Source organism: Parabacteroides hominis (assembly GCF_014287585.1).
Lineage (GTDB): Bacteria > Bacteroidota > Bacteroidia > Bacteroidales > Tannerellaceae > Parabacteroides > Parabacteroides hominis.
Genome location: NZ_JACOOJ010000008.1, coordinates 66074 through 89703 on the forward strand (window position 1 = coordinate 66074; position 23630 = coordinate 89703).

Genomic DNA, 23630 nt, shown 5'->3' on the forward strand with positions numbered 1-23630 from the left:
ATTTGCAACTATTACAGAGATAATTACGGCCAATGAAACGAAAAGCGAACAACTACACAGGAGAAATAAAGCCGGGGGACTTCAACCTGACGGATATCTCTGCTTACTTCCTCCACACGAAAAAGAAGGGAGGGGATAACCTGTTGTCCGGCCAGACTTACTCGGATTTGGGAGTGGAAGAGTTGTTTACTTTTGCGGATAGGACGACATCGGGGATCGGGCAACAATACCTGTATCATACGCTAAGAACCATCCCCCTGACAAAAGGGGAGATCGGGAAGAACGAAGATGTTATCAATCATCTGAAAACAGACGCAAACTTCCGGGGCAGGCTGGCGAAGGCTTTGTTCCGCCTGCGGGATACGGAGGTTTATAGCATCGTACGGTTGATGGCAGACGAACATCCGGTAGCATCCGGAAAGACTACGATCGCCTTTACAATCCTGAAGTTTCTGCCGGCCTTGTTCCTGCTTCTTTATCTGTTTGCACATATAACGGCCTGCGGAATGCTTTTCCTGGTCGCTATTATTCTGAATGCTGTTATCCATTACGCATTCAAACCCAAGAGTCTCGATTACATACATTCCGTACCCCAACTGATCAAACTCCTGGGGATAGCAGAAGAGTTGTGCAAATATCCGGAGTTAGGCAAGCTGACGAAAGAGATTCCGGATGCGTTGGCAACACTCAGGCCGATCCGGAAAACCGCTTTATTCCTTCGGATGGAGAGTAAACTACAAAGCGACATGGCTGTCTTTGTCTGGTTCTGTACCGAACTGGCTCATATTTTCTTTCTCACAGAACCGCTTTCTTTTCTGCAATCCGTATCTATTCTGAGGAATAAAAACCGGGAGATTGAAACCGTGTACCGGTTTGTCGGACTGGCGGACTGCCTGTTATCCGTCTACTACTTGCGGGAAGAGCTGCCTTATTACTGCTTGCCGGAAAAAGCGGACAATGGGTACAGACTGGAGGGTGAAGAGATATATCATCCTCTGATAGAGGACTGTGTGTCTAATTCCGTTATTATAAAAGAGAAGTCTGTGCTGCTGAATGGTTCGAACATGTCCGGTAAAACAACTTTTATCCGTATAATCGGGATTAATGTCTTACTGGCGCAAACGCTTCACACTGCCTTTGCCCGGACATTCGCACTGTCCGCCCCCATAAAGATCTATTCCGCCCTGATGCTCGCCGACGACCTGTCGGAAGGAAAAAGTTTCTATATGAAAGAGGTCGATACGATCAAAGAGATGATCAGCCGGAGTCAGGAAGGAACAGCCAACCTCTTCCTGTTCGACGAGATATTCAAAGGGACGAACACCACCGAACGTATTGCTGTCGCCAAAGCCGTCTTATCATACCTGAATACTACGGATAACATAATCGTCGCCTCCACACATGACGCGGAACTGGCAACATTGCTCGACACAGAATACGACCTATACCATTTCAGCGAAGTTATCCAAGATGAAACCTTCTCTTTCGACTACAAACTGAAGAGCGGTCCCCTTTACCAACGCAACGCCATCCGTTTATTGGAGATCAACGGTTTTCCGCCAACTGTCATCCGGGATGCTTACCGGACGATCGAAAAAATCAGTTATCCACCAACATCAACCCAACCCCTCTGACTGTCTGGATTTCGACAGAAGGATCATTTGTAAAGAGTTTGCGTAACTTCGAAACAAAAACATCCAGGCTGCGAGAAGCAAAATAATCATCCTCAGTCTCCCAAAAACGGCTTAGTATCGCTTCACGCCGGATCACTTCCCCTTTATTCTCACAGAGAAGTTCCAAAATGCCGGCTTCCCGCGGAGTCAATGTTTTCTTCTTCTCATCGGCGCTTTTCAGTAGACAATGCTCTGCATCCAACTGATAGCAGCCAATCGTATATATACGGGATTGATTCTTGGAACGCGCCCCTTCTTTCATACTCAACAGTCCACGGATATGCGCATCCATTTCTTCCGCGATAAAAGGCTTTTTGATATAATTATTGGCTCCGATCTGATATCCCTCTATCACATCTTTCGGGGTGACATGGCCGGAAGCGAATAAAAGAGGCGTATCGCCGTCTATCTCCCGTATTCTGGAAACCATCTCCCTTCCATCCATTACAGGCATCTCTATATCGGTCACGATAATGTCCGGATGATGCTCTTTCCAGGCATCCAGCCCTTCTTTTCCATTGTTAGCAATGATCACTTCATAGCCTCCGATCAAATCTTCAAGAGATGATTTCACCATGTAGCACAGGCTGGCATCATCTTCTACCAATAACAGCTTAATCATAATGTCTCAATTGTTTGGATTAGTATAGGTAAATAAATCGTAAACTCGCTGGATTGACCTTCGATACTGAACACACGGACTTCCCCGCCATGCGCTTCGGCCACCCGGTAGACATAGTTCAGCCCCAGGCCGAAACCGGCAGCTCCCCCCTTACGGTTCCGGTCGATAGCTGCCGCCCGCTCGAACTTCTCGAAAATCTTTTTCTGATCTTGGTGCGAGATACCGAATCCGTTATCTTTCACCCTGATCCATGTATAAGTATCATCCGAACCGACCGAAATATCGATCCGGACGGAATCTCCGGAATATTTGATGGCATTGTCGATCAGGTTGCTGATCGCTTCTTTCAGAAACTCTTCATCACCATATACCAGTTCCTGCCGTATATCGGTAGAAAACAGAGTCTCCTTACCCGCTTTCACCGAAAACTTCTCTATCAAATCATTGATAACCGGGGCAATCCGAAACTTCTTATTATCAAGCCTCAACTTCCCACTTTCCATCTTTGACAGAGTCAACACCTTATTTGTCAAAGCCAACAAATGAGCGACTTCATCCTCCACAATCTGAAAACTTTTTTCCCGTTTTTCCCCGGTCTGTTTATTACTATACAAAAGACGGAGTCCCAACTGAATCGAACTAAGAGGAGTCTTCATATCATGAACCATTGCATACGAAAAATCTTCCCGTAGCTTGGCGATTTTGTTTTGAAAAAAGATTACCTTGATCTGATAGACGATACAGGCAGCAACAAATACCATTATAAGGGCTGTGGCGATCAATATCAGCCCCATTCGTTCGAAGATTGTCACATAGGGATTCAATATTACAGCTTGGATGCCTTCGGAGCCGTCTTCCCGGATTGGGATAATCTCTGTTTTTATTGCACCCAAAGAAGAGACTCCAGAAGCTCCGGCAGATTGAATTACAGACTGATCCTTCATATTTATATGATTCAGAACTATATCTGTTTGTATATGCTGTTCTTTTAATTTAGAGGTATAAATACTATCTAATTGGGACATATCAATAGGGAAACCCCATTGGATCAAAGATTCATGCAAAGGGACAATCATTTTCGTTAGATTTCCTGCGTCTTCTATGGGACCAGATAATATTTCTCTCGGCTGATCAGCATCTGGCATGCTCTCTACTCTATATATTACCTCTAATTCTGCAGAAACCCAGAGTTGCTCTTCTGCTTTCTCCTTGATATCATTCCACAAAAGCATATACATATTATATAACCATATTATCTGCAACGATAATATCGCTAATAAGCCTAATGCCGTAATAAATTTTACTATATATACCCTTTTCATGATATTCATGCCACAAATATATAACATTTCGATAATATTAGATAACCTTTTGAAAGAACAAGTCACAATCAAGAATTCCGATCCAGGAGGCTGCATTCCTCCCGAACCGAATACTTGCTCTTGCTGTCCAAGCAACCCAAGCCCACTGGATGGGTTGAAAAAATTGGCACACATCCACTAAAATTTGGTAGAATCAATAATTATGTCTAATTTTAAATTTATAGAATGACGTAAACAAAATATTAGCATCTTTATCAAATTGGTTAGAAGCTCATCCTCGCATTATAACACTGTTAGCAATAATAGTAAGTATTAGAGGCACATATCTTTTTGGAAAAAAAATTGGAGCTTTTATATATTATATACAGATGAACTATTTTAATTGAATCACAAAGGAGGGTATGTCAAAACTGCCTGTATAAATATCTGATTAATAGGTGCTGTCCTTTTGCGGCCCCGCGTCAAGCGCGGGGACAAGTACATTTTGACATACCACCTTTTAATCAGCCACCAATAATCTCTGTTTGCTGTCAATCTGATTTGTTTTGAACGTTTTTTCTGACAGATAAATTCATATTTTCCCTCTTTTAGGCTTAAATACCTCTTATATCCATGCCTTTCCCCAAAAATCATCTAAATGATTTTTCAAATGATCTGAATAGTTTGGCAAAACCATTTGGATGTTTCGGACAAACCATACGGATGAATCCGGAAAATCATTCAGATGATTTTCCCAGACGAACTGAAACAAAGAAAAAGAGTATCGTAAAAAAGCGCCTGAAAGGCATTTGAAAACAATTTTAACACCTCACAAGCTCTATAGAGCAGGCCATTTATGATTGACACTTTGACAGGAATCCATCTTTCCAACCGACACGCTCATCCATTTCTTCTGTACCGTTCCAGTTCCTCCATGACAGAAAAGAAACTTTCCGATGATCCTGAAAACAAAACGGCAATAGCGAACTCTGTTTCCCGCTTCTATCCGTAGCCATTCCGGCAAATGAGCACATACAGACGAATCAGAGGAAGGCGAATACGACAGTTTGACAAATTGCTTGTTGGGGGATATAATACGACAAATAATAAAGGCGACTACCGCGTTACGTCCGCTGAACAATTTCCAAAATAGTCATATTGTTTTATGAAAAATGATTCTATCTGTTCTACCAAATTAGGATTTTCATCTAAGGAAATGTTGTTTATAAGCATATAAGCACTCTTATCGATATTTTCTTTATGATAAAAATATTCGTCACTGAAGTAGGTCGCAATGATTCTTGAATATACTCTGTATCGTTTTGTACAGCTAATATCTTCATCGAATCCGTTTGCTCCAACAAAACCAAAAGAGGCTTTTTTATTGCTTTGATATATCGTGAGCATTATATTGATGCAAGTATTTATTATTCGTCTTGGCTCATTGGTATTCGTCATTATCCTATACTTATTCTTGGACAAAGAATGGCTCTTCTGATAGAATTTTACGGCATAAATGTTATGCTCATATTCTTCTACCCGGACAATATACACTAACTTTGATTTTGCGGACTTGAATCTATACAATAAAATACGAAGAAGTCCCTCGGAGTCTCCTTTATCCTTTTGAATAAAATAAAATGGATATGCACTTTCAAGCATTACAGCAAATAAGAATATACAGGAATCCTTCTTCTCTTAAGTTCTTCTTTGGATACATCAGACAAAATGAATTTCTTACCTGTATTCGTTTGATTAGAATCAGGTTTATTCTTTTTAGAAGAATCAATTTGCTGTTTTAATCTAATATTACCCACGGCATCTGAAGTGCTATAAATTGAATATTTAATCATTTGATGAGGCAAATATACAATCAATCAATCAATCAAACAAACGAATAAAGCGATAAAACATCAATCAATCACATATTTAACTTTTACCAATATCATTATCACCCTTATTAAGGATAATCCGCGAACCTGGTTCTTTAGTGGTTCAAATCTTCTTAAACACGAACCTATTGCCATCTATTACTTATTGTACGGTTCATTAAAATACCCGTTGGTCCAAATCGAAACACATTGGCATGAAAATCGATTTTCATACCCGCGAAAATAGAATTTCCCGCAAGGGTAATATTTTTTAACAAACATACATTTATACAAATACCTAATATAGAACAGAATACAAAAACATGCCATTTTAATGGGGTTATTGTACGCTTTAACATATTTACAAAGACATCAAATCCGCGTTTTGCCACTTTCGGATGATGGAACCGTTAACCTAAAGATAACGTAACGATAACATACCGGCGGATATCGTCTGCCTACTTTTGCCATAGATAAAAGAAACAAAGTATTAATCTTAAAAAATAAACAACAATGGATGCAATTACAATCACAGCAGCAATGGTTCTCTCTTTATTCGATACTAACATCGGGGGCGGACAATTTATTTATAACACCGAGTTCAACAACCGGCAGGAAGTATGTGCAAAAACTGTTTTCAAGAAAAACGATGACGGCAATTTCCAAAAGAGACTTCGTTACCGATATGACTACGACTCGCAAAAGCGCCTGGTGGCCAAAGAAGTCCAGGCTTGGGATCCGGTGTCCGACAAATGGGAAAACGCATATCGCCTGGAATACAAGTACGATTTGACGGAAACAAGCGTCACCTGCATGAAATGGGACAGCCGCACGAACAGCTACTCCAATCAGGAAGACAAAATCATTTATTCGCAATTGGACGAACATGTACTTAGCGTATGCAACTATACCTGGAACAAAAAAGACGAGAACTGGAATCTTGTCAGCCGGATGGCAGCATACGATCCGACCCATGAACTTTTATATACGGATAACCGGATGAAATGAAAATTAATTATTTCCGTCATTATGCAACTGTTTGAAACAATCGATCGGGCACAACGGATACATCGCATGATCCAAAAATCGGCAACAGGAACTCCTGCCGAATTTGCAGAACGACTGCATATCAGTCGCCGGTCACTATACTATTTGTTAGATGAACTAAAAGATTTCGGAGCAGAAATTGCATACGACCGTACTAAATGCACGTTCTATTATGCAAATAACTTTGAACTGGAACTTATCATCAAAGTCAGTCCGCTTACTTCCAAAGAAAAAAGTTACATTTATGGCGGAAATATTGAACTTTATTTCGACCGTGCAAGGAGGTTGCACGGAACCGGTCTATCTTTGCTAATGTAAAAGAGACAGGAATACTTGCAAGGATTTTGGTTTATTTTATAGGTTACCCGGTTGCCAGAGAAAGCGGGAAGCGGAAATAAGGGTCGAAAAGCTTGGATAGAGTAGGCCGATAAATATCATGGAAAAAGATAATAACACACATTTGTTAGAACTTACAGAACAAGAATTACAAATTTCAGGAGGAAGTATATTCTCACCCCCGCCTCATCATGTTCTTATGATGTGCATGATTTATGAAGCAGGTGCAGCTATTATCAATAGTGTCAGAGGTGCTTATATGGCGGGATATGAGGATGCCATGAATAACGGATAAACTATACATATCATGAATAAAGAATCTTTGACAGGAATTTCTTTTCTTTCAATAAAAGAAGAAGAAGATATTACAGGAGGAGCTGGATTAGAACTGGCACTTGCCATTTATGCTACTACATTAGCAGCAGCATATGGTTTAGGCTACTACCATGGGGTTCAAGACCGAAAAGCAAATAAAAGATAAACTTGACAATAGTCTGAATGATTTTATTCAGACTATTGTTTTTACACATTTATAGATATATGAAAATATTACATTTTATAATTAGAGCATTTATAATATTTTTAATGCTATTCTTCACTTATCTAATGTATAGTTCTATTCAAAATGGAAATACGCATAAGAACATGTATCTATACCTTCTATTTATAGCCTTATTGTTTTCTATCCTTTCATTGTTAAAAAAGAAATGAACAATCAAAATTAGAAAGCATAACACTCCCATTGTTAAAATTTATCGTTATCTTCGCATAGCTCGTGCTATTGAGCAGAGTACATGACAAACCGATCATGTACCTAAATACATAAAACGGAGGTGACAATATGGCAAACCCCAGATTACCCAATATAACAGAGGCGGAACAGGAGCTCCTGTATGAGAAGTTGAATATTTATAACCAGGGGAAAGCCTCTTATAAGGAGGTGGGATGTTATCTTGTGGTTTTACCGAGGGAAGGGCATCCTAACTACAGCCTGTGGTTCTACACGCCTCTGCTCGACAGGCGGTGCATCCTCTTTATCGAAGACCTGAAACCGGACATTATCCAGTCGTTGCGCATCGTCACTTCCGAATTGTGGTATGCCAACCGCCGCATCCTGATCACGGACTACAACGAAAAGAGGATGTCGACACACGGGGACGACCTGATCGCTTTCGGCAAATACCGCGGACATTTCCTGTATGAGATCCTGCGGATAGATCCGGGTTACGTGAACTGGATCGCCTGCAAATACACGCCTACGATTCCCAAGCAGGAACGGTTTGTGAAAATGGCACAAGCCTACAACTGCGTCTACCTGGACAAGATGCTGAAAAAGAAATACCAGCCGCGCCCCACCAGCCGTTTCTTAGGGAAGAAAGGGGACAAATTGACCGATCTTACCCTAAAAATCACCAAAGTGCAGGTGGAAGACGATCCGTACAGGACGCATGTCGTCGGGACGACTCCGGTCTTCTTCGTCCGCCAACGCCTGACAGCCATCGATGCGGGCGGCAACCTGGTAAACCTGACCTTTACGTCAGGCAATCCCAGCCAGGTATCCGGGCAGTTGCCTTCCCTGGAACATGCCTACCGGCCGGGCGAGGTGCTGCACATATCTTCGGCACGGATCGCTGCGACGTTTGAGAGCTATGGCATACAGTACACGCGGCTGAATTATGTCAAGATTGGAAAATAATCGCTACCTTTGCCTTCTCGAAAAAGGACAGCAAGATGAAAATAGTCGCCGACAATACCGTTCCTTATCTGAAAGGAATCGCAGAACCGATCGCAGAGGTAAAGTATCTCACTTCTAAAGAGTTTACACCGGAAAACATAAAAGATGCAGACGCACTGATCGTGCGAAGCATAGACAAATGCACCCGCGAACTGCTCGAAGGAAGCCGGGTTAAGTTGATTACCAGCGCCACGATAGGCTTCGACCATATCGACATCCGGTATTGCGACGAGGCAGGCATCACGTGGAAAAACTCGCCGGGATGCAATGCCGTTTCGGTCGCCCAATATGTGCTTGCCGGATTGATCACGATCGCGCTCCGAAAGGGAGAAACCCTACAAGGGAAAACAATCGGGATCGTCGGAGTAGGCCATGTCGGGAAAGAGGTGGAGAAGCTATGCTCGGCCTACGGGATGAACGTGCTCCGCAACGACCCGCCGCGTGCGGAAACGGAAGGAGAAGACGGCTTTGTCTCGCTGGAGACGATTGCCGAACAGGCTGATATCGTCACTTTCCACACACCGCTGACGAAAGAAGGCCGTTTTGCCACCCGCCACTTGGCAGGGGAAGACTTTTGCGGCAAACTCCAACGGAAAACCTGGTTCATCAACACTTGCCGGGGAGCCATCCACGACACGGAAGCCCTGTTGCGCGCCCGTAAAGAAGGCAAGATCAGCGAACTGATCTTAGACTGCTGGGAAAACGAACCCGATATAAACAGGGAATTGCTGGCAATGGCCGCGATAGCGACCCCGCATATCGCCGGTTTCTCTGCAGACGGGAAAGCCAACGGTACGCGCACCTGCCTGGAAAACATCGAAAAGTTCTTCCATGTGAAGATCGATAAGATCGGCGAAGTGGTTCCGCCGGCCCCCGAAACTCCGGTTATCGACCTGGACCGTTTCACTGGGAACCGGATCGAGCAGGCGATCCTTGCCAGTTTTAATCCGCTTGTTGCAGACCGGGCATTGCGGGAAAATCCCGACAGGTTCGAATGGTTCCGTGCGAACTATCATCATCCGAGGGAATACCAGGCATACACGATCGTTCATGCGACCCCGGAAGAAGCCGTGCTGCTTCAAAGATTAGGTTTCAGGATTCGATAACACAACACCAACCAAACGGAACGATGGCAAAAGACAAACTCATTTCGCCCAGCTTCTGCTATATCTTAGCAGCCAACTTTTTGTTGTTCTTCGCATTTTATCTGATATTGCCGGTCCTGCCGTTTTACCTGCAAAACCAGTTCGATGCGGATAAATCGATGATCGGTTTTATCCTGTCGTGCTATACCATTGCCGCTCTTTGCATCCGTCCGTTCTCCGGGTATCTGCTGGACACATTCGCCAGACGACCGTTGTACCTGTTGGCTTACTCCGTCTTCATGGTCATCTTCGCCGGATATATGATCGCCAGCCTGCTGAGCATCTTTATCGCGCTCCGCATCTTGCACGGTTTCGCCTTCGGCATGGTGACGGTGTCGGGCAATACGATCGTGATCGACATCCTGCCCTCTTCCCGCCGCGGCGAGGGGATCGGCTATTACGGGCTGGCAAACAATACGGCTATGAGTTTCGGGCCGATGACAGGGCTGTTCATGCACACCAGCTTCTCCTACGAAACGATTTTCGCCTGCTCGCTCCTCTCCTGTTTTCTCGGATTCATCATGGCCTATTTAGTAAAAACGCCGCAGAAGCAGCCGATAAAGAAGGAACCGATCTCGCTGGACCGTTTCTTTTTGGTGAAAGGGACCTGGGCTGGCATCTCTTTGCTGCTGCTCTCCATCCCCTACGGCATGACGACCACATACGTGGCCATGTATGCCGATGAAATCGGGATTTCCGTCAATTCGGGATTATATTTCACCTTTATGGCGATCGGTCTGGCCGTCTCGCGCATGTTCTCCGGACGGCAGGTCGACAAAGGAAGGATTACGTTGGTCATCTCGTTGGGAATGTATCTTGCCGCCGCCAGCTTCTTCGGGCTGGCAGCCCTTGAAAGGCTGATGCGATGGAACCCGGCCTTCACCTCTTATCTGTATATCGGGATCGCCCTTTCACAAGGAGTCGCATTCGGCACGATGTTCCCGGCTTTCAACACCCTGTTCGTGAACTTGGCTCCCAACAGCCAGCGGGGAACAGCGACTTCCACCTACCTGACCAGTTGGGATGTGGGGATCGGTATCGGGCTGATGACAGGCGGAAGTATTGCGCAGGCTTTCGGAGGGTTCAACCATGCTTACCTGTTCGGGGCGTGCCTGACAATTCTTTCGACATTGTTCTTTTTATTGAAAGCCGGACCTCATTTCAACCGGAACAAACTGAGGTAAGGGGCGGCTTAGCTGTTGCGGTACTCCAGCGGCGACATTCCCACGTAGCGGCGGAAATACTTGTCGAAGAAAGCGACATTGCTGTACCCCAACCCGATAGAGATTTCCTTTATCGGGAGATTCGTTGATTTCAGTTGGGCTTTGGCGTCCATTATCACGACGTTGGCAATAATATCGAGGGCCGTCATCCCGGTCGTCTTTTTGATCACGTAGCAGAAATGCGGCAAGGTGATCCGCAGCTTGCCTGCATAGAAGGAGGCGCTCCGCTCTTTCGTATAATATTGCCAGACAAGCTGCACGAACTCGCGGGCGATTTCCTTGTCACGGCTCAGGACCGGTTCTTTCCAGGTATTGAACTTCCTGTACATATTGACCACTCCTTGGATCAGAAGGTCGAGGACCGGTTTCAGACTGTCGGTAAAGAGGATAGAGTCAGGATCGTTGTCCGCCCGTACCAGCAGGGAGAAAAAATCCTTATAGATAGCGGCGGCATTAGCGGACAAAGAGACTACCGGATTCTCGATGATCGTAACGATCAGGTTGGAGATCGTCCGGATAAAATTGATGCTTTGCAGGAAACGGGAAGAAAAAGCGACGAAACAGACCTCGGCATCTTCCGACACCTCATGGATCTGGATAAAGTTGTTAGGCAGCAAGGTGATGAAATCGTTCGCCCGCGCCGTATGTTCATCCAGGTTTATCGTCACACGGATCGTCCCCCGCGTACAAAAGGCAAACACGCCCGCTTTTATCTTGCAGGGAAAAAGCCCGTACATGTTCAGGATGTCGCCCGTAATACCATCGCCTACGATAAAATCCTTCGGGATATCGAATTTAGGCAAGTCAACGTCTATCTTCATAAAACATCGTTTTGTTGTTTCAAAAGTAGCAAAATATGCTTAGTCTGCCTAACAATCTTAAAAATAGAATATTTATTCCTAAACATGGAGATTGTTTGTTTCAAACTTAAGCCTGTTCTTTGTATCATCATATAGTATGACTAAAAACGAAATAGATGAACAGAAAATCAATATGCAGTTCCCTTTGCGCCATGATGCTGGCTATCCTCTTGATATCCTGCAATGACGATAATGACCATGACGGCCTTGCCCCGGCGGAACTGAGCGGGACCTATTCCAACAAACTAAGCGCCCCGGCCAACGGAGATTCCCTTATTTTGAGCTACAACGGGAATACATTCATCGGAAAAGATGCGGAATTTAAGACGGATGACGGGAAAACCGCACACATCATTCTTAAATATGTACTACCGCACGATAAAGAAACGACTATTGCCGGCGTCTCTCTGACGGCAAGTCCCGGCAGCTATTCCTTCAGTGGCGACGCGACTGCTTCAAACGGCACGGCGTTTCATTACCAGGGCAACATACAGGCCGGAAGGCTGGCGCTGGAACTGTCGGACATCACGATTCCGGAAAACCGGCTGACGGCGAACGGGACCTGGCATGTCGCACATGAAAACGCCTCTTATTATAATGTGGACAACGGCAGCATGCAGACGATGACCGGAATGCTGTATAACCTGGTGGGCGGCAGGCTGGTCAGCAACCTGATCAGTTCCGTGCTGGACGATCTGACCTTCCAGGCGGACGGAAACATCATCGCCCGCTATGCGCCCCTGCCCGACTCGATCCAGATAGGAAGCCTGATAAGCAGCTATGTCAAACATCCGGCAAACGACTGGACCGATTCGCCTCCCAACCTGGCGACTTATTATGTGGAGGACAATACATCGATATATGTAATCCCGCAGATCGACATGATCATCCGCCAGGTGATGACAAACAAGCAGACGAAAGCCGGCTCCGGCGAGAACTCCATGGAGAATGCGCTCTTAGCCGCCTACCGGAAGATCAACACCTGGTCTACAACCGGCATCAAAATGACGATCCGCGAGAGCGAAGACCCGGCAAAAGGCGATATCATCCTGCTCCTCGACAAATCGGAAATACAGGAATTGTTCGCCCTGCTGGACATCGTAAAGGTCTTTATTCCGGAAGAAACGCTTAACGCGCCTGTCATGGACCTGATCGGCGACCTGATCCCGCCCCAGTTCGCAAGTATCGCAGGCATACTCCTGAAAGGAAAGACGCTCGGCGCGATCCTGGACCAGTTGAGCCAGGAGCTGAACGCAATTCCCATCGAGATCGGCATCTATTTATACAAGGACAAACCTGTCAACTAAAAGCAATCCGCATGAAAAAGCTATATATCCTGATTTTCGCCCTGTCGCTCTTCACCGGAGCCGCATTCGGCCAAACGGTGAAAGGGCACGTCTATGACGCGGAAACCCATGAACCGCTACCGGGTGTCAACATCACCTACAAGAAAATAAACGGAGACACGAACGGAACCATATCGGATGCCGACGGAGCCTACGAAATCGTGCTGCCGGACGGCGGGATCGACCTCCTGTTCAGCTATATCGGATATGAAAACGAACAGCTCCCGCTGGTACTCCGCAAAGGGGATGTCAAGACAAAAGATGTCTATATGAACATCAAAGCGAACCTGCTGGGAGACGTGGTGGTCAGCGCCGGACGCTTCGAACAGAAACTAAGCGACGTCACCGTTTCGATGGATCTGCTGAAAGCGGGCGATATCGCCAAGCAGGCTCCTACCGACCTGAGTTCGACACTGAACACGATGCCGGGCGTGGATATCAACGACAAACAGCCCTCCATCCGCGGCGGAAACGGTTGGACATACGGGGTCGGTTCGCGCAGCCTTGTCTTAGTGGACGGCATGAGCGCTCTGAGTTCGGGCAACGGAGTGATCAACTGGAACATCGTCCCGCTCGAAAATATCGAGCAGGTAGAGGTGATGAAGGGGGCGTCTTCCGTGCTCTACGGTTCATCGGCCCTGAACGGGGTGATCAACATCCGCACGAAGCGTCCGGGACTCACGCCGACCACAAGCGCCCGTGCCTATGTCGGGATCTACGACCATCCGGCTCACGACGAATATGAAGGGGCGGACGTCTCGCATGCTCGGCGGATCGGGAATTTCGACGTGTCGGGAGGGCTCAACCTGTTTTCCGACGACGGATACCGCGAGCAGGGATACAACCGGCGCCTGCGGTTCGGAGGCAATATGACGTACCACCATCCGATGAAAGAAGGTAAGCTCCTGAACTACGGGTTCAACTTCAACTACCTGGCCGACAAATATGCCGACTTCTTCATTTGGCGTTCGCCGGTGGAAGTCTACCAGCCGTCGTCTATCGCCAATATGGGGCGCAAAGGGAACACCTTCTATATCGACCCGTTCTTCAACTTTACCAATCCGAACAACAACACCTCGCATAAGATCAAAACCCGTTTCTATTACCGGGGAGACAATATCATCGACGGAAGTTCCAGCCGCAAGTCGCTCGACGACATCTTAGGCGATATGGGAAGCGATGCCGCCACGGTCACCGCCTATATCGACAACATCAAGAACGGAGACTACAGCCCGTTCTTCCCGCTGATCCAGCCGATACTGCAAGGCGACCTGAACGGGATCGTGGACGGGGCCGTCAACATCCTGAACGGGGTATTCCCGACTGCCACGACAGCCGATTACTGCGACCTGATCTCCTGGGTGATGAACAACAACAAGGAGAATGTTCCCAAAGGGACGGACAAGAACTACACCTACTATGTAGACTACCAGTTCAATAAGAAATGGGACAGCGGGAGCCAGATCACCGCCGGGGCGACCTACGAACACATGAAAAGCGTTTCGAAAACGACCGGGACGCACGACAGCGACAACGCCGCCCTGTTCGTCCAGTACGACCAGCGTTTCTTCGACCGCCTGAGCGTATCGGCCGGCATGCGTGCCGAATACTACCGGGTGGACAACTACCTCAGGGAGGCGGATACCAAACTGTTCGGGACCCGGATTCCGGTCAAACCGATCTTCCGCGCCGGACTGAACTACCAGCTTGCCGACTACAGCTTTGTCCGCGCCAGTTTCGGACAGGGCTACCGCTATCCTTCGCTGACCGAAAAATATGCCCGCAAAGACATCGGCGGCGTCGGCGTGTACCCGAACAAGGAGGTGAATGCCGAAAAGGGCGTGAACGCCGAATTAGGCTTCAAACAGGGATATAAGTTCGGCAACCTGATGGGATTCTTCGACCTGGCGGGATTCTACACTCAATATACCGATATGATCGAGTTCCGCTTCGGGATCTTCAACAATACGACATACCAGTATATCAACGGCACGCGCGACCTGCTGAACATGGTCACCCAGGGCCAGTTGCCGGGATTCGGCGCACAGTTCTACAACGTTTCGAAAGCACGTATCTACGGGGCGGAAATCAGTACGAACGGTGTCTACACGTTCAACCCGAACGCCACGCTGAGCTACAACTTAGGATATGTATTCATCGAACCGGAAGACGCCGACTACAAGAAAAAGAACGAGGAAGAAGCTACCTACGACGATCCGATGCGCATGAAAGAGAAGTCCAACACATCCAAATATCTGAAATACCGTCCCAGACATACGGTCAAAGCCGTCCTCGACTTCCAGTGGAAGCGGCTGACGCTGGGGACTAATATCGCGTGGAAAAGCAAGACGCTGGCCGTCGACTACCTGATGGTGGACGAGCGGGAGAAGGAACAGCCGGAAATCATGGACTACGTGCGCGACATCCTCTTCGGCAACGTGAACGGGCAAACGCTTCACTCCTATTGGGCGAAGAACAACACGCCCTACTGCGTGGTCGACCTGCGTGCAGGCGTGAAGATCACGAAGGAACTATCCTTCCAATTTATGGTAAACAACTTGTTCAACAAGGAATACAGTACGCGCCCGATGCTGGTTTCAGCACCCCGCACCTATGTCATGCAGTTGAGCGCGAGCTTCTGATACAGGTTTTTCTCCGGGAGTTTCAAAAAGTTTCCCGCGCATGAAACAAAAGTTTCTCCGGCAGGAAACAAAAGTTTCACATGCAGGAAACAAAAGTTTCATCGAAGGGGAACTTTTACTGCTCACCTATCAGTTCTTCTATAATATGAGGATAATGGGCGTATTCCAGCGCGTGCACTTTGGTGGCGACCTCTTCCGGCGTATCGGACGGCAGGACGGGACATTTTGCCTGGAAGATAACCTTCCCTTCGTCGTAATGCTCGTCTATGTAATGGATGGTAATGCCGGTTTCCCTCTCGCCGGCGGCAACTACCGCCTCGTGCACGTGCATCCCGTACATGCCTTTGCCGCCGTATTTAGGCAGAAGGGCTGGATGAATATTGATGATTTTGCCCGGATAGGCATTCAACAGGGGATCGGAAATCTTATTCATGAAGCCGGCAAGGACAACCAGGTCCGTATCGTATTCAGCAAGTTTCGCCAGGACAGGTCCACCGTCTGCAAATTCCTCCCTCGAAAAGACAAAAGAAGGAACCCCCAACTTGTTCACACGGGCATGCACGCCTACGTTCCGGTTGTTAGACAAAACAACCGCCACTTTAATAGTTTCACTTTTAGAGAAATATCGGGCGATATTCTCTGCGTTCGTACCCGACCCGGAGGCAAAAATTGCTACGTTTTTCATGTTTTCCCCTGTTTTTGTGCACAAGAAAAGAAAAAATGTGCAGTTTTCCGCATTTTTAGCTCATTAAATTTGTTTTGTAACATAAAAAATTCTTTTCTTTGCACTGCAAATTTAAAAAGTATATTCGTATTTATTAATCTAAATTGAAAAAGTTATGTCTGAAGTTGCTGAAAGAGTAAAAGCTATCATCGTTGACAAATTAAGTGTTGAAGAAACAGAAGTTACAAACGAAGCAAGCTTTACTAACGATTTAGGAGCAGACTCTCTTGACACTGTAGAACTGATTATGGAATTCGAAAAAGAATTCGGTATTTCTATTCCTGATGATCAAGCAGAAAAGATTACAACTGTAGGCGACGCCATTGCTTACATCGAAGCTAACGCGAAGTAATCAATCCTTTTAATTAAAGGTATGGAATTAAAAAGAGTTGTGGTAACAGGTCTTGGAGCTATTACTCCTCTTGGTAATACTCTTCCGGAAACATGGGAAGGTATTATCAATGGGAAGAGTGGAGCCGGGCCTATTACTCAGTTTGATGCATCCAAATTCAAGACACAATTTGCATGCGAAGTAAAAGGCTTCGACCCGTTGACAGTAATGGATCGGAAGGAAGCCCGCAAGTGTGACCGTTATAGTTTATTCGCAATAAATGCCGCAAAACAAGCGATTGAAGACGCAGCTATGGACTTGGACAACGAGGACAAGAACCGTATCGGCGTTATCTTTGCCTCTGGTATCGGCGGTATCAAGACATTCGACGAAGAAGTTTTAGGATATGCAAAGACCAAAGACACGATCGGTCCTAAGTTCAATCCGTTCTTCATCCCGAAGATGATCTCCGATATCGCAGCCGGACATATCTCCATGCTTTACGGATTCCACGGCCCCAACTTTGCGACAGTATCAGCTTGTGCATCTTCTACCAACGCGATCAGTGACGCGTTCAACTATATCCGTCTGGGAAAAGCGAACGTGATTATAACCGGTGGCGCCGAAGCCGCTATTTCGGAATCAGGTGTCGGCGGGTTCAACTCGATGAACGCGCTGTCGACCCGCAACGATTCGCCCGAAACCGCTTCCCGCCCGTTCAGCGCAAGCCGTGACGGATTCGTAATGGGAGAAGGCGGAGCCTGTCTGGTCCTGGAAGAAATGGAACACGCTTTGGCTCGTGGAGCTAAAATATATTGCGAGATTGCCGGAACCGGCATGTCTGCCGATGCTTACCACCTGACTGCTTCCCATCCGGACGGATTAGGAGCGAAGTTGGTTATGCGTAACGCACTGGAAGATGCCGAAATGAATCCGGAAGACATCGATTACATCAATGTTCACGGAACCTCTACCCCGGTAGGAGATATCTCGGAAGCAAAAGCGATCAAGGAAGTTTTCGGAGATCACGCTTACAATCTGAATATCAGTTCGACGAAATCAATGACCGGACACCTTTTGGGTGCAGCCGGAGCGATCGAAGCAATACTCTGCATCAAGGCAATAAACGACGGTATCATTCCTCCGACGATCAACCATGCGGATGGCGATGATGATCCTGAAATAGATTATAAACTGAATTTCACATTCAATAAAGCTCAAAAAAGAGAAGTACGGGCAGCACTGTCCAACACCTTCGGGTTCGGCGGTCACAATGCGTGTGCTATTGTTAAAAAATTTGTGAAGTAACGTGTTTACAAAGCTATACAAAAGAATAAGGCTCCTCAAGAACATGGGTAAGGAGCCTTATTCTTCTTTATACAAGATACTCGGTTTTTATCCCGATAACATCCACCTTTATGAACAAGCCTTCCTCCATAAATCCTCTTCCGTAGAAAGCGGTGACGGCAGATGGCTGAACAACGAACGGTTGGAGTTTTTGGGCGATGCCATATTGGATGCAGTCGTAGGCGATATCGTTTACAAACACTTCCAGAACAAGCGGGAGGGATTCCTCACCAACACCCGCTCCAAAATCGTACAGCGCGAAACGATGAACCGCGTTGCCGTCGAACTGGGACTCGACAAGATGGTCGTGTACTCCGCCAAACTGAGCTCCCACAACAACCACATGTATGGAAATGCCCTCGAAGCATTGATCGGTGCGATCTACCTGGATCAGGGCTACGAGGTTTGCTATAACTTCATCCAGAATGTGCTCATCAAGAAATATGTCAACCTGGAAACGATCGCCCGCAAAGAGGTCAACTTCAAATCGAGCCTGATCGAATGGAGCCAGAAGAACAAGCTCGAAATATCGTTCGACCTGATCGAATCGTTTACCGATAACGACGGGAACCCGGTGTTCCAGACAGGCGTGACGCTTTCCGACACGCAGATAGGCGTAGGCATCGGCTATTCGAAAAAGGAATCCCAGCAGAGCGCAGCCAAGATGGCGATCAAGAAACTGCGGACCGACAAAACATTCCAGCAATTCATCTCGGAACTCAAGAAGAAGAAAACCGGCGAGAACACAGCCGATAACGAGTTCGAGGAACTCCCTGAAGAAGCCGTAGAAAACAATGGACAGGAAACGGCAGAAATGGAAATGAACGGCACGGAAAAAAGAAAAGCGGAAACAAGCATGGAAGCCGTTCCCGCCGAAAGCTAATTTTTAATTTCCAAACGATATTCCCATCCGTTTTCCCTGAATGATCAGATCATGTTCGGGGGTTACCAGTTTCAGTTTACCGGCCACTTCGGCCAGAGGGATCGACTCGACTTCATTCCCTTTCATACAGACCATACGCCCGAATTGTCTGTTCGCGATCAGCTCCGTAGCATGTCCTCCCAGGCGGGTAGCCAAGTTACGGTCGAAGGGGGAAGGATTACCTCCGCGCTGGATATATCCCAAAACGGTATCGCGGCTTTCGATCCCGGTAGCCTCCTCTATAACACGCGTCACATAGACGGAAGGACGCTCCTTGTCGGGCGTTTCGATCCCTTCGGCCACAACCACGATGGAATAAGGCTTGCCACGGCGGGCACGGTCCAGGATCACTTCGTTTATCTTGCCCATGTCAAAGCCCAGTTCAGGCAGCAGGATCACATCGGCGCCTCCGGCCATCCCGGCATACAGTGCGATCCAGCCGGCATGGTGTCCCATCACCTCGACCACCATCACCCGCTTGTGCGAACTGGCGGTCGAATGCAAGCGGTCGATCGCTTCGGTCGCGATGTTGACAGCCGTATCGAAACCGAACGTTATGTCCGTTCCCCAGATATCGTTATCGATTGTCTTCGGCACGCCGATCACGTTCAGCCCCATCGCCGAGAGCATGCCGGCGGTTTTCTGCGTCCCGTTGCCGCCGATGCAGACGAGGCAGTCCAGGCCGAGTTCTTCATAATTCTGCCTGATGAGCTGCGGCTTCTCGCTTTCGCCTGAAGCTAAGAGTTTACGGAAAGGTTTCTCGCGGGAAGTTCCCAGGATCGTACCGCCCAGGTTCAGGATACCGGAAAGGCTGCGTTCGTCGAAAGCCTGGATATCTTTATTCAGCAGGCCGACAAAGCCGCTGTGTATGCCGATGACTTCCATGCCATAGTGCATAATGGCCGTTTTACCGACACCGCGTATCGTGGCGTTTATTCCGGGACAGTCGCCGCCGGAGGAAAGGATACCTATTTTCATTGTTTTTTGGGATTAAGTACTTGTTGCACAAAGATAAGAAAATTATCGTATCTTTACCGGAAACTTATTATTCACGTGTGTTTTATTCATCTAATTCTATCATATCATGAAAAAGTATCATTTACCCGGAGTTTTGACTCTTATTGTGTTAATGGCTATTGCCTGTTGTTCGACTATCACCGCCCAGAAACCGGATTCCAAGTTCGGAGGCGTACAGATCGGAGCTATCTCCTACAGTTTCCGGAGCATGCCGGACCAATCGCTCGAAGCAACCCTCGATTACTATGTTCAATCGGGCGTCAGTTCTGCCGAACTGATGGGCTACACGGTTGAAAACTACTTAGGGATTCCCCAGACCAAAGACAAAGAGGCTTTGAAGAAATGGCGCCTGTCCGTTCCGATGAGCAAATACAAGGACGTGCGCAAGATGTTCGCCAAGAAAGGCGTCGGCATCCATATCCTGAAATTAGGCAGCCCGGACTGGTCGGACGAAGAGATCGACTATGCGTTCAACGCCTGCAAGGCGATCGGCGCCAAAGGCATCACGATGGAAATCTCCGAAAAGGCAGCCAAACGTATGGCTCCGTTTGCAGAGAAACATAACCTGTATGTGATCTTCCACAACCACGGACAGCCCGGCAACCCGAAATTCAGCTTCGACGATATCCTGGCATACGGCCCGAAGCTGATGCTGAACCTCGACGCCGGACACTATTTCGGCGCAAGCGGCCTGCATCCGAACGGCATTATCGAACGCCTGCACGACCGTATCGTCAGCATCCATATCAAAGACAAAACGGCTAAAACCGCTTCCGATCCCGACAAGAACCGTTCTTTCGGCGAAGGCGACACCCCGGTTTACGAGGTCCTTCAACTGATCCAAAAGAACAAATGGCCGATCTACTGCGATATCGAACTGGAATATGAGATTCCGCAAGGCTCCGATGCAGTCAAGGAAGTCAAGAAGTGCGTGGAATATTGTAAAAAAGGGCTTGAGAATTGACCTTTGATAATGGACAATTGACAATTGGGCTTTGCGACTGAAAATCAAAATAATTGTCTATTGTCAATTGTCTATTGTCCATTGTTTACTACATTTGCACCTGATTCAAACAACAGGAGCATGGATATTCTGACAAATACGATATCACTACTCTTCCGCCCCCGGCAAAAAGAGATCGCAAGGTTTGCGCAGGATGCAGACACCATTCAGCACAAGCAGTTGCAGTCCCTTCTGTCTGCCGCCCGGAATACAGAATGGGGTTTGAAATACGGCTACAAAAACATCAGGGGATATGCAGACTTTTGTGAGCGGATTCCCCTGCAAACGTATGACGACCTGAAGCCATACGTCACCCGTATGATAAACGGAGAAAAGAATATCCTCTGGCCTTCGGTCGTGCGGTGGTACGCAAAAAGCAGCGGCACCACGAACGACAAAAGCAAATTCCTTCCCGTCACGCCCGAAATCCTGAAAGGGTGTCATTACAAAGGCGGTTTCGACACCGTCTCCATCTATCTCCGGAATAATCCCGACAGCCATTTCTTTGCCAGCAAAGGGCTAATCTTAGGCGGAAGCCACAGCCCTTCCCCTTTGAACCGGAATGCGCACTGCGGAGACCTTTCGGCCGTCCTGTTGCAGAACCTGAACCCGCTCGTCAACCTGATCCGCGTCCCCGACAAAAAGATCATCCTGATGGATGAATGGGAAAGCAAGATCAAGGCGATCGTCGAAAGCACCTGGAAAGCCGACGTGAACAGCCTCTCCGGCGTCCCCTCGTGGATGTTGGTGCTGATCAAGGCGGTACTGCAAAAGGCGGGATGCGAATACCTGACGGACGTCTGGCCCAATATGGAAGTATTTTTCCACGGCGGGATCAGTTTCGAGCCGTACCGGGACCAGTACAAGGCGTTGATCCCTTCGGACCGGATGCATTATATGGAAACCTACAACGCGTCGGAAGGTTTCTTCGGCCTCCAGGACGATCCGTCGGAACACAGCCTGCTGATGATGATCGACTACGGCGTCTTCTATGAATTCATACCGATTAACGAGGTGGGCAGCGAACACCCGACCGTCCTTCCGTTAGAAGCCGTAGAGGTGGGGAAAAACTATGCGATGGTGATCACTACCTCCGGCGGATTGTGGCGTTACCAGATCGGCGACACGGTCCGTTTCACCTCCCTTTATCCGCACAAGTTCGTGATATCGGGACGTACCAAGAACTATATCAATGCCTTCGGGGAAGAGCTGATGGTTGACAATGCCGACAAGGCGATCAGCAGCGTCTGCCGCCTGACGGGGGCCAAAGTGAAAGAATACACCGCCGCTCCCCTCTTTATGCTCGACAAGGCTAAAGGCCGTCATCAGTGGATGATCGAGTTCGAGAAAATGCCGCCTTCGCTGGATGACTTTGCAGCTCTTCTGGATAAAACTTTGCAGCAGCTCAACTCCGACTACGAAGCCAAACGCTATAAAGAAATTTCTCTCCAACCTTTGGAGATACGAGTAGCCCGTGAAGGGACCTTCTACGAATGGCTCCGCCGGAAAGGTAAATTAGGAGGCCAGCACAAAATTCCCCGTCTCAGTAATGACCGGACGTTTATTGAGGAGTTGGAAGAGGTTTTATGAATTAAAAATTAAGAATTAAGAATTAAAAAATAGGGGTGTGTCGCTTGTTGCGTGCAGATGATATTTCTCAAAACTTCCAAGACAGATAAAGGCCGCCTCCATCGGGGCTAAGCGTCGGGGCGACGATCAGGCGGTCGCTTCCCTTCATATTGATTTTGCGGGCGATCGCGTTGCGGATAGGGAAATAGGTCAGGTAGGCGAGTTCGACGGAGAGGATACCGAAGCCGGCTCCTGCCACCACATCCGCCACCCAATGCCGGTTATTATACAGACGGGAACAGGCGACAAAGGTCGCCAACGCATAACCCGAATAAGCCAGTACGGGACTGCTATCCTTAAACTCCTTCCAGGCGATATGCGCACCCAGAAAGGCATTAGCCGTATGCCCGGAAGGGAAAGAATGAGGACCGCCGTCCGGGCGAATCTCGTTCACCGTATATTTCACCGTCCGTGTCATGGCGGCATTGAAGCCTTCGGCTATAACGACTAAGCAAAGCTGATCCACCCAATTATGCTTCTCCTTCCCCATCAGGTCGCATACGAATACCCAACCCAACATGCCCCATTCCATATAATCGTCGATCCGTATCTTCTTGACGGAATCCTTGCGGGAAAAGAGGTGGAAATCGTTCATCCCGTCTATGGCAGTGCCAATCGCCCCGACTGTTATCAGGGAAGCGGGAAGGATCAGGCTTTTCGGTTTGAATTTATATTCGACGACGGACATCCGGGATGTACTGTCCCGTGCCCCCGTATCGGACACGGAAAGGCATAAGACCGGTTCAGGCAAGGAAGGTTCGCGAACCGCCCCTACCGTTGTAAATATTGTAAACTGGAGTAATACCAGCAGGATGCAAATAAAAAATTTCACTAATTACCTTATTGATTTTCGCCC

General features: G+C 47.5%; 23 protein-coding genes. 16 read left to right on the forward strand and 7 right to left on the reverse strand.

What is annotated here, in order from left to right; all coding sequences use genetic code 11:
* The first annotated feature begins 32 nt into the window (after positions 1–32).
* The gene (locus H8S65_RS06615) at positions 33–1634 is read left to right on the forward strand and encodes a MutS-related protein (RefSeq protein WP_186929207.1); all 1602 of its coding nucleotides are present in this window, start codon (positions 33–35) and stop codon (positions 1632–1634) included.
* On the opposite strand, the gene H8S65_RS06620 is transcribed toward H8S65_RS06615, so the two are convergent.
* Complete coding sequence (locus tag H8S65_RS06620) at positions 1600–2295, reverse strand: response regulator transcription factor (protein WP_186929208.1); 696 nt, start codon at positions 2293–2295, stop codon at positions 1600–1602. The genes H8S65_RS06615 and H8S65_RS06620 overlap by 35 nt on opposite strands.
* Positions 2292–3239: a sensor histidine kinase gene (locus tag H8S65_RS06625; protein WP_229093388.1), complete on the reverse strand. Its 948-nt coding sequence runs from the start codon at positions 3237–3239 to the stop codon at positions 2292–2294. The genes H8S65_RS06620 and H8S65_RS06625 overlap by 4 nt, the downstream gene beginning before the upstream one ends.
* 1213 nt (positions 3240–4452) lie before the next feature.
* Here H8S65_RS06625 and H8S65_RS06630 point away from each other — a divergent pair.
* Positions 4453–4608 carry a hypothetical protein gene (locus H8S65_RS06630; protein ID WP_186929209.1) on the forward strand — a complete coding sequence of 52 codons (156 nt, stop codon included), beginning with the start codon at positions 4453–4455 and terminating at the stop codon, positions 4606–4608.
* Between the two features lie 649 nt (positions 4609–5257).
* Here H8S65_RS06630 and H8S65_RS06635 read toward each other — a convergent pair.
* Positions 5258–5449, reverse strand: a complete 192-nt coding sequence (locus tag H8S65_RS06635; RefSeq protein WP_186929277.1) for a hypothetical protein — start codon at positions 5447–5449, stop codon at positions 5258–5260.
* A gap of 531 nt (positions 5450–5980) precedes the next feature.
* Between H8S65_RS06635 and H8S65_RS06640 the strand changes: the two genes are divergently transcribed.
* The 7 genes from H8S65_RS06640 (at position 5981) to H8S65_RS06670 (ending at position 10914) form a co-directional block, all read left to right on the forward strand.
* Positions 5981–6475, forward strand: coding sequence for a DUF3836 domain-containing protein (locus H8S65_RS06640; protein WP_186929210.1), 495 nt, complete (start codon positions 5981–5983; stop codon positions 6473–6475).
* Between the two features lie 21 nt (positions 6476–6496).
* Complete coding sequence (locus H8S65_RS06645) at positions 6497–6832, forward strand: HTH domain-containing protein (protein ID WP_186929211.1); 336 nt, start codon at positions 6497–6499, stop codon at positions 6830–6832.
* Between the two features lie 118 nt (positions 6833–6950).
* The gene (locus H8S65_RS06650) at positions 6951–7145 is read left to right on the forward strand and encodes a hypothetical protein (protein ID WP_186929212.1); all 195 of its coding nucleotides are present in this window, start codon (positions 6951–6953) and stop codon (positions 7143–7145) included.
* A gap of 12 nt (positions 7146–7157) precedes the next feature.
* Positions 7158–7331 (forward strand): hypothetical protein, encoded by a 174-nt coding sequence (locus tag H8S65_RS06655; RefSeq protein WP_186929213.1) that lies wholly within the window; start codon positions 7158–7160, stop codon positions 7329–7331.
* Positions 7332–7691: 360 nt separating this feature from the next.
* Positions 7692–8546, forward strand: coding sequence for an exodeoxyribonuclease X C-terminal domain-containing protein (locus H8S65_RS06660; protein ID WP_186929214.1), 855 nt, complete (start codon positions 7692–7694; stop codon positions 8544–8546).
* 35 nt (positions 8547–8581) lie between these two features.
* Positions 8582–9691 (forward strand): 4-phosphoerythronate dehydrogenase PdxB, encoded by a 1110-nt coding sequence (gene pdxB, locus H8S65_RS06665; RefSeq protein WP_186929215.1) that lies wholly within the window; start codon positions 8582–8584, stop codon positions 9689–9691.
* Positions 9692–9714: 23 nt separating this feature from the next.
* Positions 9715–10914: an MFS transporter gene (locus H8S65_RS06670; RefSeq protein ID WP_186929216.1), complete on the forward strand. Its 1200-nt coding sequence runs from the start codon at positions 9715–9717 to the stop codon at positions 10912–10914.
* An 8-nt stretch (positions 10915–10922) separates the two neighbouring features.
* On the opposite strand, the gene H8S65_RS06675 is transcribed toward H8S65_RS06670, so the two are convergent.
* Positions 10923–11774: a helix-turn-helix domain-containing protein gene (locus tag H8S65_RS06675; protein WP_186929217.1), complete on the reverse strand. Its 852-nt coding sequence runs from the start codon at positions 11772–11774 to the stop codon at positions 10923–10925.
* A gap of 155 nt (positions 11775–11929) precedes the next feature.
* Between H8S65_RS06675 and H8S65_RS06680 the strand changes: the two genes are divergently transcribed.
* On the forward strand, positions 11930–13120 hold the full coding sequence (locus tag H8S65_RS06680; protein ID WP_186929218.1) for a DUF4925 domain-containing protein: 1191 nt from the start codon (positions 11930–11932) through the stop codon (positions 13118–13120).
* Between the two features lie 11 nt (positions 13121–13131).
* A complete protein-coding gene (locus tag H8S65_RS06685; protein ID WP_186929219.1) occupies positions 13132–15801 on the forward strand; it encodes a TonB-dependent receptor in 2670 nt (889 codons plus the stop codon).
* A 115-nt stretch (positions 15802–15916) separates the two neighbouring features.
* Here H8S65_RS06685 and purN read toward each other — a convergent pair whose 3' ends face one another.
* Positions 15917–16486 (reverse strand): phosphoribosylglycinamide formyltransferase, encoded by a 570-nt coding sequence (gene purN / locus H8S65_RS06690; protein WP_186929220.1) that lies wholly within the window; start codon positions 16484–16486, stop codon positions 15917–15919.
* Positions 16487–16640: 154 nt separating this feature from the next.
* On the opposite strand from purN, the gene H8S65_RS06695 reads away from it, so the two are divergent.
* The 3 genes from H8S65_RS06695 to rnc are packed head-to-tail and all read left to right on the forward strand — an operon-like array spanning position 16641 to position 19086.
* Positions 16641–16877, forward strand: coding sequence for an acyl carrier protein (locus H8S65_RS06695; RefSeq protein ID WP_005639879.1), 237 nt, complete (start codon positions 16641–16643; stop codon positions 16875–16877).
* A gap of 21 nt (positions 16878–16898) precedes the next feature.
* The gene (gene fabF, locus H8S65_RS06700) at positions 16899–18164 is read left to right on the forward strand and encodes a beta-ketoacyl-ACP synthase II (RefSeq protein ID WP_186929221.1); all 1266 of its coding nucleotides are present in this window, start codon (positions 16899–16901) and stop codon (positions 18162–18164) included.
* A gap of 1 nt (position 18165) precedes the next feature.
* Positions 18166–19086 carry a ribonuclease III gene (gene rnc / locus H8S65_RS06705; protein ID WP_186929222.1) on the forward strand — a complete coding sequence of 307 codons (921 nt, stop codon included), beginning with the start codon at positions 18166–18168 and terminating at the stop codon, positions 19084–19086.
* A 3-nt stretch (positions 19087–19089) separates the two neighbouring features.
* Here the strand turns inward: rnc and H8S65_RS06710 are convergent, their stop codons facing one another.
* Positions 19090–20103, reverse strand: a complete 1014-nt coding sequence (locus H8S65_RS06710; protein ID WP_186929223.1) for an ATP-dependent 6-phosphofructokinase — start codon at positions 20101–20103, stop codon at positions 19090–19092.
* Positions 20104–20209: 106 nt separating this feature from the next.
* On the opposite strand from H8S65_RS06710, the gene H8S65_RS06715 reads away from it, so the two are divergent.
* Together H8S65_RS06715 and H8S65_RS06720 are read left to right on the forward strand one after the other, a co-directional pair.
* Entirely contained in the window at positions 20210–21106 is an 897-nt protein-coding gene (locus H8S65_RS06715) for a sugar phosphate isomerase/epimerase family protein (RefSeq protein WP_186929224.1), read from the forward strand.
* A 120-nt stretch (positions 21107–21226) separates the two neighbouring features.
* Positions 21227–22735 carry a GH3 auxin-responsive promoter family protein gene (locus H8S65_RS06720; RefSeq protein ID WP_186929225.1) on the forward strand — a complete coding sequence of 503 codons (1509 nt, stop codon included), beginning with the start codon at positions 21227–21229 and terminating at the stop codon, positions 22733–22735.
* Between the two features lie 67 nt (positions 22736–22802).
* Here the strand turns inward: H8S65_RS06720 and H8S65_RS06725 are convergent, their stop codons facing one another.
* Complete coding sequence (locus tag H8S65_RS06725) at positions 22803–23606, reverse strand: phosphatase PAP2 family protein (RefSeq protein ID WP_186929226.1); 804 nt, start codon at positions 23604–23606, stop codon at positions 22803–22805.
* Positions 23607–23630 lie beyond the last annotated feature (24 nt).

What these genes read in the sequence shown, in the direction of transcription:
- H8S65_RS06615 (WP_186929207.1), top strand. Translation starts at nt 33, where the DNA reads ATGAAACGAAAAGCGAACAACTACACAGGAGAAATAAAGCCGGGGGAC.
- H8S65_RS06620 (WP_186929208.1), bottom strand. Translation starts at nt 2,295, where the DNA reads ATGATTAAGCTGTTATTGGTAGAAGATGATGCCAGCCTGTGCTACATG.
- H8S65_RS06625 (WP_229093388.1), bottom strand. Translation starts at nt 3,239, where the DNA reads ATGAAGGATCAGTCTGTAATTCAATCTGCCGGAGCTTCTGGAGTCTCT.
- H8S65_RS06630 (WP_186929209.1), top strand. Translation starts at nt 4,453, where the DNA reads ATGATTGACACTTTGACAGGAATCCATCTTTCCAACCGACACGCTCAT.
- H8S65_RS06635 (WP_186929277.1), bottom strand. Translation starts at nt 5,449, where the DNA reads ATGATTAAATATTCAATTTATAGCACTTCAGATGCCGTGGGTAATATT.
- H8S65_RS06640 (WP_186929210.1), top strand. Translation starts at nt 5,981, where the DNA reads ATGGATGCAATTACAATCACAGCAGCAATGGTTCTCTCTTTATTCGAT.
- H8S65_RS06645 (WP_186929211.1), top strand. Translation starts at nt 6,497, where the DNA reads ATGCAACTGTTTGAAACAATCGATCGGGCACAACGGATACATCGCATG.
- H8S65_RS06650 (WP_186929212.1), top strand. Translation starts at nt 6,951, where the DNA reads ATGGAAAAAGATAATAACACACATTTGTTAGAACTTACAGAACAAGAA.
- H8S65_RS06655 (WP_186929213.1), top strand. Translation starts at nt 7,158, where the DNA reads ATGAATAAAGAATCTTTGACAGGAATTTCTTTTCTTTCAATAAAAGAA.
- H8S65_RS06660 (WP_186929214.1), top strand. Translation starts at nt 7,692, where the DNA reads ATGGCAAACCCCAGATTACCCAATATAACAGAGGCGGAACAGGAGCTC.
- pdxB (WP_186929215.1), top strand. Translation starts at nt 8,582, where the DNA reads ATGAAAATAGTCGCCGACAATACCGTTCCTTATCTGAAAGGAATCGCA.
- H8S65_RS06670 (WP_186929216.1), top strand. Translation starts at nt 9,715, where the DNA reads ATGGCAAAAGACAAACTCATTTCGCCCAGCTTCTGCTATATCTTAGCA.
- H8S65_RS06675 (WP_186929217.1), bottom strand. Translation starts at nt 11,774, where the DNA reads ATGAAGATAGACGTTGACTTGCCTAAATTCGATATCCCGAAGGATTTT.
- H8S65_RS06680 (WP_186929218.1), top strand. Translation starts at nt 11,930, where the DNA reads ATGAACAGAAAATCAATATGCAGTTCCCTTTGCGCCATGATGCTGGCT.
- H8S65_RS06685 (WP_186929219.1), top strand. Translation starts at nt 13,132, where the DNA reads ATGAAAAAGCTATATATCCTGATTTTCGCCCTGTCGCTCTTCACCGGA.
- purN (WP_186929220.1), bottom strand. Translation starts at nt 16,486, where the DNA reads ATGAAAAACGTAGCAATTTTTGCCTCCGGGTCGGGTACGAACGCAGAG.
- H8S65_RS06695 (WP_005639879.1), top strand. Translation starts at nt 16,641, where the DNA reads ATGTCTGAAGTTGCTGAAAGAGTAAAAGCTATCATCGTTGACAAATTA.
- fabF (WP_186929221.1), top strand. Translation starts at nt 16,899, where the DNA reads ATGGAATTAAAAAGAGTTGTGGTAACAGGTCTTGGAGCTATTACTCCT.
- H8S65_RS06710 (WP_186929223.1), bottom strand. Translation starts at nt 20,103, where the DNA reads ATGAAAATAGGTATCCTTTCCTCCGGCGGCGACTGTCCCGGAATAAAC.
- H8S65_RS06715 (WP_186929224.1), top strand. Translation starts at nt 20,210, where the DNA reads ATGAAAAAGTATCATTTACCCGGAGTTTTGACTCTTATTGTGTTAATG.
- H8S65_RS06720 (WP_186929225.1), top strand. Translation starts at nt 21,227, where the DNA reads ATGGATATTCTGACAAATACGATATCACTACTCTTCCGCCCCCGGCAA.